This is a genomic window from Blastopirellula marina (genome assembly GCF_002967765.1).
Classification (GTDB): Bacteria; Planctomycetota; Planctomycetia; order Pirellulales; family Pirellulaceae; genus Bremerella; species Bremerella marina_A.
Genome location: NZ_PUHY01000015.1, coordinates 486,310 through 501,805, shown reverse-complemented (window position 1 = coordinate 501,805; position 15,496 = coordinate 486,310). Strand labels below are relative to the sequence as shown.

Annotated in this window: 12 protein-coding genes; 7 read left to right on the top strand and 5 right to left on the bottom strand. The window is 53.8% G+C overall.

Annotated elements, in window-relative coordinates; all coding sequences use genetic code 11:
- Positions 1–51: 51 nt before the first annotated feature.
- On the bottom strand, positions 52–1,092 hold the full coding sequence (locus C5Y83_RS26595; protein ID WP_158262534.1) for a type II secretion system F family protein: 1,041 nt from the start codon (positions 1,090–1,092) through the stop codon (positions 52–54).
- A gap of 294 nt (positions 1,093–1,386) precedes the next feature.
- On the opposite strand from C5Y83_RS26595, the gene C5Y83_RS26590 reads away from it, so the two are divergent.
- The 5 genes from C5Y83_RS26590 (at position 1,387) to C5Y83_RS26570 (ending at position 8,058) form a co-directional block, all read left to right on the top strand.
- Positions 1,387–2,604 (top strand): hypothetical protein, encoded by a 1,218-nt coding sequence (locus C5Y83_RS26590; protein WP_105332821.1) that lies wholly within the window; start codon positions 1,387–1,389, stop codon positions 2,602–2,604.
- 180 nt (positions 2,605–2,784) lie between these two features.
- Complete coding sequence (locus tag C5Y83_RS26585) at positions 2,785–3,642, top strand: prephenate dehydrogenase (protein ID WP_105332820.1); 858 nt, start codon at positions 2,785–2,787, stop codon at positions 3,640–3,642.
- Entirely contained in the window at positions 3,623–6,547 is a 2,925-nt protein-coding gene (gene purL, locus C5Y83_RS26580; protein ID WP_105332819.1) for a phosphoribosylformylglycinamidine synthase subunit PurL, read from the top strand. The genes C5Y83_RS26585 and purL overlap by 20 nt, the downstream gene beginning before the upstream one ends.
- A 22-nt stretch (positions 6,548–6,569) precedes the next feature.
- Entirely contained in the window at positions 6,570–7,349 is a 780-nt protein-coding gene (gene purQ / locus C5Y83_RS26575) for a phosphoribosylformylglycinamidine synthase I (protein WP_105332818.1), read from the top strand.
- A 34-nt stretch (positions 7,350–7,383) separates the two neighbouring features.
- The gene (locus C5Y83_RS26570) at positions 7,384–8,058 is read left to right on the top strand and encodes a hypothetical protein (protein ID WP_105332817.1); all 675 of its coding nucleotides are present in this window, start codon (positions 7,384–7,386) and stop codon (positions 8,056–8,058) included.
- A 37-nt stretch (positions 8,059–8,095) separates the two neighbouring features.
- Here the strand turns inward: C5Y83_RS26570 and C5Y83_RS26565 are convergent, their stop codons facing one another.
- The 4 genes from C5Y83_RS26565 to C5Y83_RS26550 form a co-directional block, all read right to left on the bottom strand.
- Positions 8,096–9,088 carry an ABC transporter permease gene (locus C5Y83_RS26565; protein WP_105332816.1) on the bottom strand — a complete coding sequence of 331 codons (993 nt, stop codon included), beginning with the start codon at positions 9,086–9,088 and terminating at the stop codon, positions 8,096–8,098.
- Between the two features lie 213 nt (positions 9,089–9,301).
- Complete coding sequence (locus C5Y83_RS26560; RefSeq protein WP_105333072.1) at positions 9,302–10,822, bottom strand: sugar ABC transporter ATP-binding protein; 1,521 nt, start codon at positions 10,820–10,822, stop codon at positions 9,302–9,304.
- A 60-nt stretch (positions 10,823–10,882) separates the two neighbouring features.
- Entirely contained in the window at positions 10,883–12,082 is a 1,200-nt protein-coding gene (locus C5Y83_RS26555; RefSeq protein WP_105332815.1) for a substrate-binding domain-containing protein, read from the bottom strand.
- Between the two features lie 192 nt (positions 12,083–12,274).
- Entirely contained in the window at positions 12,275–13,360 is a 1,086-nt protein-coding gene (locus C5Y83_RS26550; RefSeq protein ID WP_105332814.1) for a M14 family metallopeptidase, read from the bottom strand.
- 132 nt (positions 13,361–13,492) lie between these two features.
- On the opposite strand from C5Y83_RS26550, the gene C5Y83_RS26545 reads away from it, so the two are divergent.
- Both C5Y83_RS26545 and C5Y83_RS26540 read left to right on the top strand, forming a co-directional pair.
- Entirely contained in the window at positions 13,493–14,074 is a 582-nt protein-coding gene (locus tag C5Y83_RS26545) for an ankyrin repeat domain-containing protein (protein ID WP_158262533.1), read from the top strand.
- An 80-nt stretch (positions 14,075–14,154) separates the two neighbouring features.
- Positions 14,155–15,492 carry a GDSL-type esterase/lipase family protein gene (locus C5Y83_RS26540; protein ID WP_105332812.1) on the top strand — a complete coding sequence of 446 codons (1,338 nt, stop codon included), beginning with the start codon at positions 14,155–14,157 and terminating at the stop codon, positions 15,490–15,492.
- The last annotated feature ends 4 nt before the right edge of the window (positions 15,493–15,496 follow it).

Below are 15,496 nucleotides of genomic sequence, written 5' to 3'. Positions count from 1 at the left end.
ACGCAAATTTGCGTGGCCTTTTTCGTGGAGGCAACGAATTACGAATGCCTTCTAAATGCCCTCCAAGGCATCGTTAATCGTACCGAGATAAAACATAGCGAGCTTGAAGATTGCCATGATGATGATTCCGAACACCATCATAGTGACTAGCAGCCCTCCCATGATCGCCAACACCTTCATGGCGTCTCGGGCCTTCTGAAAATAAAGCTCCGAAAGCTTGGTCATCGATTCCGACAGTGTGCCGGAGATCTCCCCCGTTTCCACAACATCTAAGAAGTCGTGAGGAAAACGCTGCGTACGTCGTAAGATCTCGCTAACCTCGTCCCCTTGCAGCAGTTCCTTATCGATCTGGTCCGCATACTGAGAGTAATATCGATTGTGGGTTGCCTCTAACGAAAGCCGCATCGCATTACGAATATCCATTCCGCCTCCAACGGTCAACCCTAAAGCCCAAGCCATGCGTGCCAAGCACAATGTGCGGATCTGCTTACCAACTCCGGGGATCTTCATGATCACTCGGTCGATAGGCAAAAACCCTAATCTCCCGCGCGACCACAACAAGTAGGTAACCCAACATCCCATAATGATCATGCCGATGATTAGGAAATAGTCGATCACTCCTTGCGTCCCCGCCAGGCCAAGCCCTAAGGGATCGATTGTTCTACCTTCGACCTGCGGAATCATTCCCATCACAAAGATGAACGCTCCGATCACCAAAATGGCAATCCCTAATTCAATCATCGGCCAAGCGATCGAAGCCAGAAACGCACGTCGTAATTCCATCTGATGTTCGTACTGATCGGCCAAGTCCAAGAAGATCATATCCAAGTGGCCAGTGGTATCTCCTAAGTGGATCATCTGGCGAAAAAGCTTAGGGAAGTACTCTCCCGTCAGGTTAATCGCCTCGTGCATCTGATGTCCTTCATCGATGCTTTCGCATATCGACTCCATCACATGCTTCATCGAACCCGATGCCCGCTCCGCTTCACGTAGCCAGACGCGGCGAATATCGACGCCAGCGTGCAACTGGTTACCCACGCGGCGGCAAAGCTGGATGAGGTTGGATTTACTGATTCGAGGAGAAAACAACATTTGGGCGTCCTCAGAGCAGAGATTGACTCTTCCCATCATGCGAAAGGGACGTGATCCACGCAACTACTATGCATTGATTGCCAAGACACGGTTGTCAGGAATATTCGCAATTTGCGGCCGATGCGAGTTACGCAATTGTGCGCTTCTGCGAAAAGATTAATTGAAGAAGTTTTATTAAAGTGGCCTGAAACTCTCCGCCAGAGGTACGAGTTAACTCTATGGTTTCTTTCAGCAGCAGATCCCGTATTTAGTGGATCAATCGAACCGGCACCCCTTGGGAAAGAGAGAAGAGCTATGAAGAGTCCATATTGGTTGGGTATGGTTGCGTTTGCGACGTTGGCGTTTGTCGTTGCCGAGTGCCAAGCTGGTCCTCGCGGAGGCGGTCGCCGTGCTCCTTCACCCTCCCCTGGTGGAAATTTCACCCGGCCTTCGGTAAGCCCTACCAGCCGTCCCACGACTTCCAATTTCACGCCTGGTACACGTGATCTTTCCCCTCGTTCCGGTAACAGCAATTTGAGCGATCGGAACTTTAGCAGCCGCGATCTTGGCAACCGCACCTTGGGCGATCGAAACTTCTCTGGCCAAGACAAACTCTCCAATGCCCTGGAAGGCAAAACATTCAATCGTGGTGACTTGAGCGGCCGCACTCCACTCTCGCAAGATAAACTGAATGATTTCCTCGGTCTTTCCAATGATCCTAAGGATCGTCCCAACGAAGGTCAGCATCAACAGCAACTCGACAATCGACAGCAAGACCTCAATAACCGAGAGCAGCAAGTTGATAATCGCCAACAGCAATGGAACGATCGTCAACAACAGTTCAATGATCGAAAGAGCGACTTGCAGCCTAAGGTCGATCAAACGAAGCAGAACGTTTCGCAGCGTTCCAACGAGATCTACAACAACCTCAATCAGCATCTAGCCGGCCAGCCAGAACCTTTCACGGCAGCGTGGTACTCGCAACATCCCAATGCCTGGCAGTATTCCCATCCGCATGCCGATGCCTGGGCCGCCGCCAGCTTCGGTGCTTTGACTGGCTGGGTTGCAGGTGTGGCATCCACTCCGGTCAGTTACTCCTACAACGAGTCGAACGTCTACGTCGAAGGTGACCAAACGCCGACCGCCAGTCAGGATCAACAAGCCCAAGAAGCACAACAGTTATCGCAAGCATCCACCCCGGCCAACACGAACGAACAGTGGTTGCCGATCGGTGTGTATGCCCTGGTTCAGGGGAGTGAAACGCAGTCGCAAATGCTGATGCAAATCTCGGTCAGCAAGAGCGGTCTGATCAGTGGTTCTTACTACAACGTTCTCTCAAACAACAGCCAGCCACTTTCCGGTTCGCTCGACAAAAAAACGCAGCAAGTCGCTTGGACGGTTGCTGGCAATCAGAAGGCTATCTTCCAAACCGATTTGAACAGCCTGACCCAGCAGGAAACCCCTGTCGTCGTCCGCTACGACGATGGAACCTCACACCAAATGACACTCGTCCGTCTGCCTGAAAACTCTTAGCTCGCAAAACACCTCAGGTAACTTGGTCGAGGGAAGCCTGGGTACCACGTGTATCCAGGCTTCTTCGTTTCTTGAGGTCATCCAATTCGATTCGCAGAAAACCCTCCTCCTGGTCGTCTGTCGGGGGTAGATCCTGCTATAATCTCCGTTTTGACACCTTTGACGACGCGTAATGTCCTTATGCCAGATTTTCAGCAAATTGCGATCCTCGGAGTTGGCCTGATTGGCGGCTCGATCGGGCTTGCCGCGCAGAAGCACAAAATCGCCGACAAGGTGGTAGGTATCGGCCGCAAGGAAGATCGTTTGGCCAGGGCCAAGCGACAAGGCTGCATCACCGAGGGAACCACCGACTGGCAAGCCGGAATTCGCGGGGCCGACCTGATTGTGGTTTGCTCACCCGTCGAATCGATTGTTCCGCTCGTCGAACAAATGGTTCCTTTCTGCCAGCCGGGAACGATCGTCACCGATGCTGGCAGCACCAAGCAGAGGATCGTCGACACCCTCCTTCTGAGCGAGTCGATCCGCGGCCGCAAAGATGTTTATTTTGTCGGCAGCCACCCCATGGCCGGCAGCGACAAGAGTGGTTCGGATTATGCCGTAGCCGATTTGTTTGAAAATCGAGTCACAATCGTTACTCCTGTCGCGGAAACGGACCGCACCGCTCAGGCGACTGTCCGCAAATTCTGGGAATCTTTGGGAAGCCAGGTTCTGGAAATGAGCCCCGCTCAGCACGATGCCGCGGTAGCCGTTACCAGCCACTTACCCCACGTTATTGCTAGTCTTTTGGCGGCTTCCACCCCGGAATCCCTGTTAGAACTCACAAGCAGCGGCTGGGCCGATACAACCCGCGTAGCTGGTGGAGACGTCGAATTATGGCGTCAGATCCTCACCACCAACCGGGGCCACGTCTTGCAGACGCTAGCGAACTTTGAGAAATTGCTGACTGCCTTCCGGGCGTCGCTGGAAGCGGGTCAGGACGAGCACTGGATTAAGCTCTTAGAACAGGGAAAGCACCACCGTGACATTGTGGGAAGTTGATATCTATCCCGCTTCGGGACACGTCGATCGATTGGCCGCTGCCATCGTTGCCGACGCCGAAGACCTGCAAATTGCTACCCATCTCGAAATCGCTACGGCACACGGGTTTCTGGTCCAAGCTGACTTTAGCGCCGATCACATCCAACTGCTGGCCGATCAATTGCTGGTCGATAACGTGGTCGAGAAAGCGGTTGTCGCTCAAGCAGGCGAAGCAATCCTAGCCGAAGCTCCCTCGAACCTGTACGACCGTCTGATCCACGTGATGCCCAAACCAGGCGTGATGGATCCGGTTGCTCAGAGCACCCAAGGGGCCATCGCTGACTTCGGCAAGCCAGCCGAGGCAGTCAGGACGTTCCGCAAATACTGGATCGGTGGCCTGGACGATCAACAGACCGAGCGTTTGATCACGAAGCTCCTGGCCAACGATTCTGTCGAACAGGTCATCCACGGCCCGATCGATCTCGAACGCCTCTCGTTTGGCAAATCACAACCGTTCGAGCTGAAAACGGTGGGCATCCGCGCTCTCGATGACGACGGCCTGAACAAACTGAGCAAAGAAGGCCAGTTGTACCTGACGCTGGTCGAAATGCAGACCATTCAAGCCTATTTCAGAGAATTGGGCCGCGATCCGACTGACATCGAATTAGAAACGGTCGCCCAAACCTGGAGCGAGCACTGCAGCCACAAAACCTTAGCAGGTAAGATCGCCTACAAGGACGATAAGCAAGAGATCCGCTTCGACAACATGTTGAAGGAAACGATCTTCGCCGCTACCCAGCAAATCCGCAAAACCTTAGGGGACGACGACTGGTGCGTCAGCGTGTTCAAGGACAACGCCGGCATCGTCACCTTCAATGACGAATACAACGTTTGCTTCAAGGTCGAAACGCACAACCATCCTAGTGCCCTCGAACCTTACGGTGGAGCCAATACCGGCATCGGGGGCGTGATCCGCGACCCGATGGGAACTGGCATGGGTGCCAAGCCAATTTGCAACACCGATGTGTTTTGCTTTGCCCCACCCGAGACCGATCCTGGTTGCCTGCCGCAGGGCGTGCTGCATCCACGCCGCGTGATGAAGGGTGTTGTCAGCGGCGTCCGCGATTACGGCAACCGGATGGGCATTCCCACGGTGAACGGTGCGGTTTACTTCGACGATCGTTACCTTGGCAATCCGTTGGTTTACTGTGGCAATGTCGGCCTGATTCCGGTCGATATGTCGTTCAAAGAAGTCAAACCAAATGACCTCATCGTGGCCGTCGGCGGTCGTACGGGTCGTGATGGTATCCACGGTGCGACGTTCAGCTCTGCTGAGTTGACCAGCGAAAGTGAATCTCTCTCGGGCGGTGCCGTCCAAATCGGCAATGCGATTACCGAGAAGATGGTTCTCGACGTGCTGCTGGAAGCGCGGGATCGAAACCTCTACAACGCGGTTACCGACTGCGGTGCAGGTGGGTTTTCGAGTGCAGTCGGTGAGATGGGAGAAGAGTTGGGCGCCGAAGTCTGGCTCGAGAAGGCCCCCCTTAAATACGAAGGCCTTTCCTACACCGAAATTTGGATCAGCGAAGCTCAGGAACGTATGGTGCTGGCGGTTCCCGAAGAGAAATGGCCTGAGCTGGAAGCCTTGTTCGCTTCGGAAGGAAGTGAAGCGGTCGTCCTCGGAAAGTTCGTCCCGACCGGCAACTTGAAGCTTACCTACAACGGCGAAACTGTCGGCGAACTCGATATGCGATTCCTGCATGACGGGCGTCCACCGATCGTGCGTGATGCTGTCTTCACGCCTCCCAATACACAGCCGCTGGAGATTGCCAGCGACGACGAAGGGGCACTCGGCAACGACTTGCGACGCATTCTCAGCTCGCTCAATGTTGCCAGTAAGGAATGGATCATTCGTCAGTACGACCACGAAGTCCAAGGTGGCAGCGTGATCAAGCCACTTGTCGGTGTGCAGAACGATGGTCCGAGCGATGCTGCGGTCGTTCGTCCGGTGCTCAACAGTCGTAAGGGAATCGTTCTGTCGTGCGGCATGAACCCGCACTTCGGCGACTTCGATCCTTACGATATGGCCGCTAGTGCCATCGATGAAGCCCTGCGAAACTGCGTTGCCGTCGGTGCCGATCCCGCAAAGATTGCGATCCTTGATAACTTCTGTTGGGGATACACTGATCGTCCCGAAACGCTTGGTACTTTGGTCCGTGCCGCCTTGGCGTGCCGTGACTTGGCACTTGCGTTGGGTACCCCGTTTGTCAGTGGTAAGGACAGCTTGAACAATGAGTTTAGCTACTTTGACGAACATGGCGAAAAGCAAACGATCGCCATTCCGCCAACCTTGCTGATCAGTGCGATGGGACAGGTCGAAGACGTTTCGACTTGTGTCACGATGGACTTCAAATCGGCCGGTAATCGTATTTACGTCGTGGGCCTCACCAAGGACGAACTCGGTGGTTCGCACTGGTCGCTGATTCATGAAAAGCTGGGCGGTCAAGTTCCACAGGTCGATACCACGCTTTCTAAGAAAGTATTCGCCGGCATTCACGCGGCTATTCAAGCCCGCAGCGTCGCGGCCTGTCACGATCTATCGGAAGGTGGCCTCGCAGTGGCCTTGGCCGAAATGGCATTCGCTGGGGGTCTTGGTGCGGATATTGAGCTTGAAAACATCCCACACGAACTAAGTTCGCCTTCGGCGGTCGCGTTACTCTTCAGCGAATCGAATACTCGGTTCGTCTGCGAAGTACCTGAAGAATCGGCCGACAAGTTTGAAGCCGCCTTGGATGGCGTCCCGTTCGCGGCGATCGGCCAAGTTGCCCAGCACAAAGAACTGGTCGTTAAGCAAAACGGCCAGTCACTACTCGACGAGCCCATCGAACTGTTGAAACAGGCTTGGCAAGCTCCCCTGAACTGGTAGGTATACGGAAAGATTTCTCGCCATGGCTCAGCCTAAAGCCTTGTTGCTTCGCTCTCCCGGGACCAATTGCGACCTGGAAACTGCCTACGCGTTCGAACAATCGGGCGCGACGGCTGATCGGGTTCACTTGAACCGCCTGCTGGAAAAGCCGGAGCTTTTGCACGACTATCAAATCCTCGCCCTCTCAGGTGGGTTTAGTTATGGAGACGACATCTCTGCTGGCCGCATCGTAGGCAGTTTGATGCGTCACCATTTGATGGACACGGTCAAACGATTCCATGACGACGGTAAACTGATCCTCGGCATCTGCAATGGTTTTCAGATTCTGATCAAAACGGGTCTTTTGCTTGATGACGACGAGCAAGGACTTCCGTCGAGCACGCTCGCTTGGAACGACTGCCAAATGTTCCAGGATCGCTGGGTGAACCTCAAAACCGACGGTGAGAAGTGCGTCTTCCTGAAGGACATCGACCAGATGTACCTGCCGGTCGCCCATGCCGAAGGTCGCTTTGTCGCTCGCGACGAAGAAACGCTCGACAAGCTAGAAGCCGCCGGTCAATTGTGTCTAACCTATACGGCCAATCGCCAAGGGGAAGATTGCGTCAGCTTCCCAGACAACCCCAACGGTGCTCAGCGTCACGTCGCTGGCGTGTGCGATGCCACCGGCCGAATCTTCGGCCTGATGCCGCATCCCGAGCGTTACATTGACCAAACGCATCACCCTCGCTGGACGCGCGGCGAAGGGAACAGCCCCGGCGACGGCTTGAAGCTATTTGAGAACGCGGTGGAGTTCTTCGCCTAAGACACATCGCAGACGGTTGGGAGGTTGAAAGAAAATGTCAAGCTCCTGGCATCGTCGACTTCTTGCCATCTTCACCGTATTTTTTGGATGCGTGGCGGTAAATTTATTCACCGGTGACTTCATTGCGAATGATATCGGACCAAGTTTGTACTTTGGATTCCCGCTTCCTTTTTTCGAGGAAGTGATCGGAATCGTCTACGAACGCGACTTTGATCTGGTCGCTCTGGCAATTGATATTGCCGTGACGTTGTCAGTTACACTCTTTGCCTATCCAGCAATCCAGAAGCGGCTCCGGGCTGAAATTAAATTCCGCCCCCGGTTCCATCTCTCTACGTTGATATTCGCCATCACATTTGTCGCCATTCTCCTGGGACTAACTCATTTGTATTCAAATGAAGGGCGTGCTGTTCAGGAGGTCCTGGCAACATTCGGACCATCAATCGCGGTCGGAATCGCCTATTTCGGAGCACGTTGGTCAGAGCAGGAAACCAGGGAAAGCACTTTTGTACTTCTCCTTGTTTCAATGCTCGTAGTCTACTTGCTAGGGCCAGAGGAACGCCCATTCAACAAACCACTACTCTTATTCCAAAACTGGAGCATCCAACTATGGCTGATCTGGTTTGTATGGGCAGTGGAAATCGACCGCTTGTTTCCCAATATCCATGTTGAATCAGAGACAGACAACACTAGCGAAGATCGAGACGACTAGACATTCCCCTTGTGGATCCCTAAATGGCAGGCTCCTATCAACCGCTGCCAGACCTCTCTTTGGCAGCGTTAACTTCCTGCTTCCGTCTCCGAGCATCAACGATGCGGCGGATAATTTCGTCGGCGATCACACCGACCAAGATCACCACGCCGATCACGGTTCCTTCGAGCTCGGAGAATTGTAGGGCTTCGATGGCTTGGTAAAGCTCGCGGAGGATTGCTGTTCCTAAGACGACACCGATGATCGAGCCCGTGCCACCTCGCAAGCTGCACCCACCCAGCACGGCCGCGGCGATCGCGTATAGTTCATAGAATGTGCCGGCTTCATTCGGACCAACGCTGTTCAGATCGATCGCAAACAAGATCGCTGCAACACCGGAAAGCAACGAGCAAATCATATAGGCACTGATCGTAATCCAATCGGTATTGATCCCACTGTATCGCGCCGCTTGCTCGTTATTACCCAACGCCTTTAAATAGCGGCCGAACGTCGTCTTGTTAAGAACCAAGGCCGAAACGAGCGCAATCCCAGCCAACATCCATAACGGTAAGGGAATGGAAAGAAACTCAGCGCCGGTCAGATAACCGATATTCGTTCCTCCGTCGGGATGGACGAAGTTCGAGATCTTGTTGTCGTGCGTCAAGAAGCGCGCAATACTCCGCAGCACCAGAAGTCCACACAGAGTCACCACAAAAGGTTGCAGTTTCAGCTTCGTGATCAGTAGTCCATACCCGAGTCCGATTAGCATCGCCCCGACAAGAACGACAATCATTGCCAAGCAAGGATTCATCTGCTGATCATTGATGAGAATCCCGAACTGGACGCCAACCAAAGCCACCATGGATCCCATCGAGAGATCGATCCCGCCCGCGATGATCACGAACGCTGCACCGATCGCCATGATTCCATACAGCCCTGTCCAGCGGGCCATGATCCCCAGGTTCTGAGCGTTGGCGAACGTCGGCACGTTCACAGCTGTGATACCGAAGATCGCAAAGATCAATAAAAACAAAACAGCATTCTTAAGCATTCAGTGCTTCTTTCATCTCACATGCTTGTCGATTCATTCGGGTCAGCGATTTAGCCTCAAGGAGCGAAGTTCTTAACCACGGATGACATAGTTAGGCACGGATAATCGGAGAAGAGTCGTCGCCAAGGAATTCTCGTTCTGATCCGTGTTTATTCGTGGAATCCGTGGTTAATTATCTTCGATGCACCTTTCAAGTTACGTTGTACTGTGTGGCTAAACATCATCGGCCGCGACCAGCGTTTGACCGGTTGCCAGGTTCATTATCGCTTGTTCGCTGAGTTGGTCACGAGAAAGCTCGCCGGCCAGGTTACCTTCATGCATCACCAGCACCCGGTCCGACATGCCGAGGATCTCTTCCATTTCGCTGGAAACGAACAGAATCGCCACGCCTTTGCTGGCTAGTTCTTCCATTAGTTCGTAAATCTCGTGTTTCGCCCCCACATCGATCCCGCGGGTCGGTTCGTCGAGCAGCAGCACCTTCGGATGCATAGCCAGCCATTTCGCAATGACCACTTTCTGTTGGTTGCCGCCGGAAAGATATTGAATGATTTGTCGCGTACTGGGTGTCTTGACTCGCATCCGCCGGACCATATCGTCGGCAACCTTTTGCTCTTTCGACGAATCAACCCACGAAAGGTAGGACAGACGATGGAGCCCTGGCAGTGTCGTGTTTTGGCCGACATCCATCGGCAGGACTAACCCTTGCAGCTTGCGATCCTCTGGCACCAGGAAGACTTCGTGAGCGATTGCATCCTTCGGCGAGCGGATTGTCACCGCTCTGCCAGAAACTTCCAACGTTCCGTCAACGGGCGGGTGAACGCCAAACAAGGTTTCAAATAATTCGGTCCGCCCTGCCCCGACCAAACCCGCCAGGCCGACGATCTCTCCGGCGCGAAGCTGAAAGCTGATCGCGTGAGCTGGGTGAGCTTTTGTTTTGATCGCCTTTGCTTCCAGCACCACGTCGCCGGGCGATTGCGATTGATGTGCGTAGAACTGATCGAGTTCGCGCCCTACCATCAGCCGGACCATGTTGTCGTGCGTGATTTCCTCACGAGACAGCCCACCGCTGTTCTTACCATCTCGCAGGGCAATCACCCGATCGCAAACCTGATGGACCTCGCTCAGGCGATGCGAAATATAGACGATGCTCACCCCAGACGCACGCAACGAGCGAATTACCTCAAACAAACAGTCGACTTCTCGCGCGGAAAGACTCGAGGTCGGCTCATCCATGATAAGTAGCTTCGCATTGCACGAGAGTGCTTTGGCGATCTCCACGAGCTGCTGCTGACCAATCGAAAGATCGACGAGCGGTTTTCCAGGATCGACGTCGAGGCCAACTTGCTGCAAGTATTTTCGCGATAGGGAATTCACCTTACCCTGATCGATCCAACCAAACGTGCGGGGCTCTCGACCAAGATAGATATTCGCTCCTATCGACAGGTTATCGCATAGATTCAACTCTTGATGAATCAATGCGATCCCCAGATCCAGCGCGTCGGTCACTCCGCGAATTTCAACGGGCTTTCCGTTGACGCGGATGACACCTTCGTCAGGCGGTTGAATCCCTGCCAGGATCTTCATCAGCGTACTTTTACCGGCACCATTTTCGCCGATCACGGCCACCGATTCACCAGCCGCAATGCGCAGCGAGACCTCTGACAAGGCCTTCACGCCTGGGAAGCGTTTCGAGATCCTCTCGACCTCGAGAAACGGTGGAGCATCCTTCGTCATGGTGTCGATCACTTTCAAGCTTCGCCGGGCAATCGCGCCTCGCCCGGCCAGCGGCGAGACCTATTTCTCTTCCGCTGCTTCCCCATCCGCTGGCTGCTCGTCTTTCATCGGCGTTTCGTCAGCAGCCTCGTCCTTTTCCGATTTTTCGGCAGGCTTCTCGTCGGTTGGCTGTTGATCTTTCGGCAAGTACTTGGCGATCTCGGCCGGAATTGGTTTATCCATCAGCTCGTCGATGACCCCAGCACTCCGTTCCTGGGCGTTCAGTTGTTCCATCAAGCCGACAAAGATCATGACATCGCCCCCCTCGGGAACCGCCTCTTTCACGAGCTTGCCAACTGCCCGGCCGGCCAGATAGTTGTGCGTTCCGATGTACATCTTACGATTGCTATTAGGTGCATCCGAATCGTGACAAATCATGTTGCCGTTGAATGCTTCGACCGCCTTGTTGATCAAGTCGGTCTGGCTTTCGGGTGAGCTGGGGCTCATTGCCAAAGCCTGACAGCCGTCACCCATCTTGCGTTCGACGAAACGCTTTTGCTCTTCTTGGGTACCGTTCGGCGGATCATACACTTCGCAATCCGCGTTGAATTCCTTCTCCGCCACCTGGACTCCTTCGGCAGCATAATTCCAGAAGGGATCAACCGTGTTGGTGAGGAAGGCCAACTTCACCTTTTCACTGGTATCGTATTCAGGCTGATTGTGCGGCGGTGGGGTGCCGTTTCCGTCGTTAATCCGTTTCAGTTCCGCCTGGAACTCACCGACGTTATCCTTCTTGATCGTTTTGAAAGGCACGAAGATCAAGTTGCTTTCCGGGATATCGAGATCTTGTCCGCGGACCATCGCCGCAAGCAATTCAACGGCCTTGTACCCAAACACGAACGGCTGCTGTACGACGGTTCCATACACCTTGCCGTCTTCGATCCCTTTCAGCGTGACCTCATCTTCATCGAAACCGATGATCTGGATGTCGCCAACCTTGTTCGCTCCTTCCACCGCACTGAGGATCATCGGCGGGTTATACGCCCACAGCCCTACCATCGCTTTCAAGTTAGGATTGTTCGCGATCGCCGACTCCGCGTTTTGCTTCGCGCGTGCATGGTCGGTGTTATCGGTGCGGATGCCAAGAATGCGGTACTTGCCAGCTTCGATCGGGAATTCATAGCCACCACTACCGGCAGCCGTGTTCTCGGTTTTCGCTCGGCAACTGACCAGACATGTTGTGACCAACAATAACAGTGCGATTCGGGAAAAACGATTCAAGGGAAGGATCCTTCGAGGGGGTGCAGTGCGAGGGGAAATCCCTAGAAAAAGAGAAGAAAACCGCTATCTTAAGCCGCAAACAGGCTCAAGGCAACTATGAACCGCACTAATCGCTGTTTCGGTAAGCTTCTTTCCCGTCGCGACAATCACAGGCGTCAGAGTCACCTGGTTTGCCTCGATAACCTAGCGCCGTTAGGCTTCCGCGGTGAGTCCGGCCACCGCCTGGTTCACCAATTCGCAACTATCGCGAATGACTCGCGATCGCCACTTGGAATCGTGCGGGCAAAATAACTCGTGAAGGTGCTCTTTGGCGGATCTTGTTGCTGGGTTATTTGGCTTTCCCCAGTGATGGGCTTGGTTCTCCCGTCGCAAGCCTTTCAATACCGTCACAGGTCCATACGTGCCAAACTCGGCACAGGCATAAAGGTACATCGGTGCGAAATTCTTCTCCACGCACCAACGTCCAAACCCGCCCCTGGCTTCGTAAGCGATACCGCTCGACTGACTTTCCTCGAACGACTCGAGGCCAAACCAGTTTGTTAAACAATCGCGTTGCCAATCGCTAAGCGAATAATCAATCAACAGCTTGTGAGTTCCCTTCGGCCCGAGTCCCGTGTGAAAGTCCAAGTGAACGACCTTCTGACTTCCGGCGAGCCAGGTTGGCACGTTTTGTTCGAGAAGTGGTTGTAGCGTTGATGGTTGATGCCCACCAAAGAAGACACCTTTCGGAAAGTCGTATTGGCCGGAGGCAATCGCCTGACGCAACGCGGTTATGCCGTACCGAGTAATCAGCCATGTCGCCTTCGCCAGGAAGGGATCCCAACGGGAAGGTGGCCGCTGTGGATTGAGAAAGCTGTCGAGTCTGGCATAGGTTGGCGGAGCCCCGTCAAAGACCTCGCCCGGCAATAAGAAGTTTCGATTTAGGTCGACGTTGTTCTCATCGAATCGTCGCCGCCAAGCGAAGCCGTACGGGTTAAGCCCATGCAGAAAGAGACATTTAACGGCTGGATTACCATGTTGCTTCCACTGTCGTAAGAGAGCTAACTGCACTGCCGAACCGAAAAAGCCTTCGACACCGTGAATGCCTGAAGTGATGACGAGCACTTTGGCACGATCTTCCACGGGGCAACTTGCGGCGTCTGTTAGCAGTAGTTCATCGTTTGGTCCACTGCCTTCCCGCGGGAACGATTCGAGCTTCCAACCGAGTTCCTCGGCGGCATCGCAAAAACGCTGCCGGGCCGTGGCATAGTCAGGCGAGAACAGGTTTTCTGCTTGCATTCCATGGTCTCCCCATTTGGGGCAATGATATTTCGAATCCGATTTTGGACCAACGGTCCACGAAGTATAGCGAACTGGGGCCTGCGTTTCCGGGGTTTAGGCAAGGCAGCCTTCCCAAGGAAAAAGTATTGCTTGCTAAGTTTACACGCGATCCGTATCGTGACGATTACCTCAGAGATGACTGAGATACGTCTTTATCTTGCAAATGTGATCCCACCAATGACACCTCTTCAAAAAGCGGCCTTCGAGTTGAGACTTGACGACTTAAAGCAGTTAGCCACCAAAGATGCCGATCTGAGTGGAGCCCTTTTGTCGGCTTGCTCAGCGCACGATCCGGACGCGAAGGTTCAGGTCCGCGTGATTCGCTTCCTAATGAAACGTGGCGTTTCGGTGGATGAGACAGACAAGAACGGGGTGACGCCACTGCATCGGGCCGTACGTTTTCGAAGTGTCGCTGCCGCGAAAGAGTTGCTTGCCCAAGGCGCCGATGTGAATGCAATCGATCGCAAAACGAAATCGACGCCCCTTCATCGGGCAGTCACCAGCACCGGTGCCCCGTCAACGGCCGGCAAACAAGCGGAAGCATTGTCGTTAGTGCGATTACTCTTGGAAAATGGCGCTGATATGGATTCGCAGAACAAGTCGGGCAAATGTCCGATCGATTATGCCAAAAACCAAGAAATCAAAGCAGCTCTCACCGGCGTAAGCCCTTAGGTGCGTTCCCATTTTTGTCCGACTATAATAGGGCCGCAAACCTCTCTTGCTCCTCCCTTCCCTGATTGAAAGTGACCACCATGCTCGTCCGATTTCGCCCGTTGGCTCTCCTTTTGATGTCGCTATTTTGCTTGGCTAGTCAACCGTTAGTCGCACAAGAGACAGCGACCTCAGGCGAACAATTCTCGATTCCAGCCACGGACGAAGGACTTCCTGGAGAGGGGCCAATTCGTCGCTACGACTGGTTCAAGAACCTTTGGAAAAACAAGCGATCTGGTTGGGCAAAGCAAATCGAGAAAGATCAAAACGCCGTTGTCTTCTTGGGTGACTCCATCACCCAAGGTTGGGGCGACAACATGGGTGGTAGCTTCGGTGACATGAAGGTAGCCAACCGCGGGATCAGTGGCGATACCACACGCGGCATGCTCGTTCGTTTGGATGAGGACGTGCTCTCGCTCAATCCCAAAGCCGTGGTCATGCTAATGGGGACGAACGATCTGGAAGAAGGCGCCTCGCCAGAAACGATCGCCGGCAACGTGAAGTTGATCATTGCAGAACTGAAGAAGCACAATGCGGACATGCCCATCGTATTGTGCGAAGTGTTCCCCAGTTCCGCATCGAAGAAACGCCCCGCCGATAAGATCAAGCAGATCAATCAGCTGTACAAGGAAGCCGTGAAAGGGGATCCGCAGATTACGGTCGTCGATACCTGGACGCTGTTCGCCAACGAGAACGGAGATGCCAAGAAAGAAGAGTTCCCAGATCTTCTGCACCCCAACCAGGAAGGCTATGCAATGTGGGCGGCAGCACTGCGCCCAATCTTCGCGACGCTTGGTTACCTGGAAACGAACGCTGATGACTTTGAAGTCGAACCTGGTTTCGAGAGCTTGTTCAACGGCAAGGATCTGACGGGTTGGATGTTCAAAGCCAATCCAGAGCGAGAAGGAAAGAAAACATCGATCGCCTGGCCTGTGTTCAAAGAAGATATCGTTTTCGACGGCAAGACCGAAAGTAGCGACGGACGTTATCAAGCGGTCAACGGCCGACTCGTAGTTACCACACCTACCGAAGGTCGACGCATTCAACAATTGTGGACGACGCGTGAGTTTCCCAAGGACTTCATCTTGAAGCTGGAATTCCGCGCCACCCCGAATGCCGACAGTGGCGTATTCCTCCGCCAACCACAGCTGCAATGCCGCGACTATTTGCTGGCAGGTCCTTACAAGGATCTGAAGAACTACAAGCCACAAAAGTGGAACGAAATGGTGGTCACCGTGAAAGACAACGTCGCCCATTGTACCTGCAACGGTGAAGTGTTGGAGGAAGCTTACAAACTGCCAGAAACCGGGCCAATTGGCTTGGAAGGGGACCGGGGGCAAATGGAATATCGCCGAATCCGCGTCAAGCAGTTGCCGTAACAAG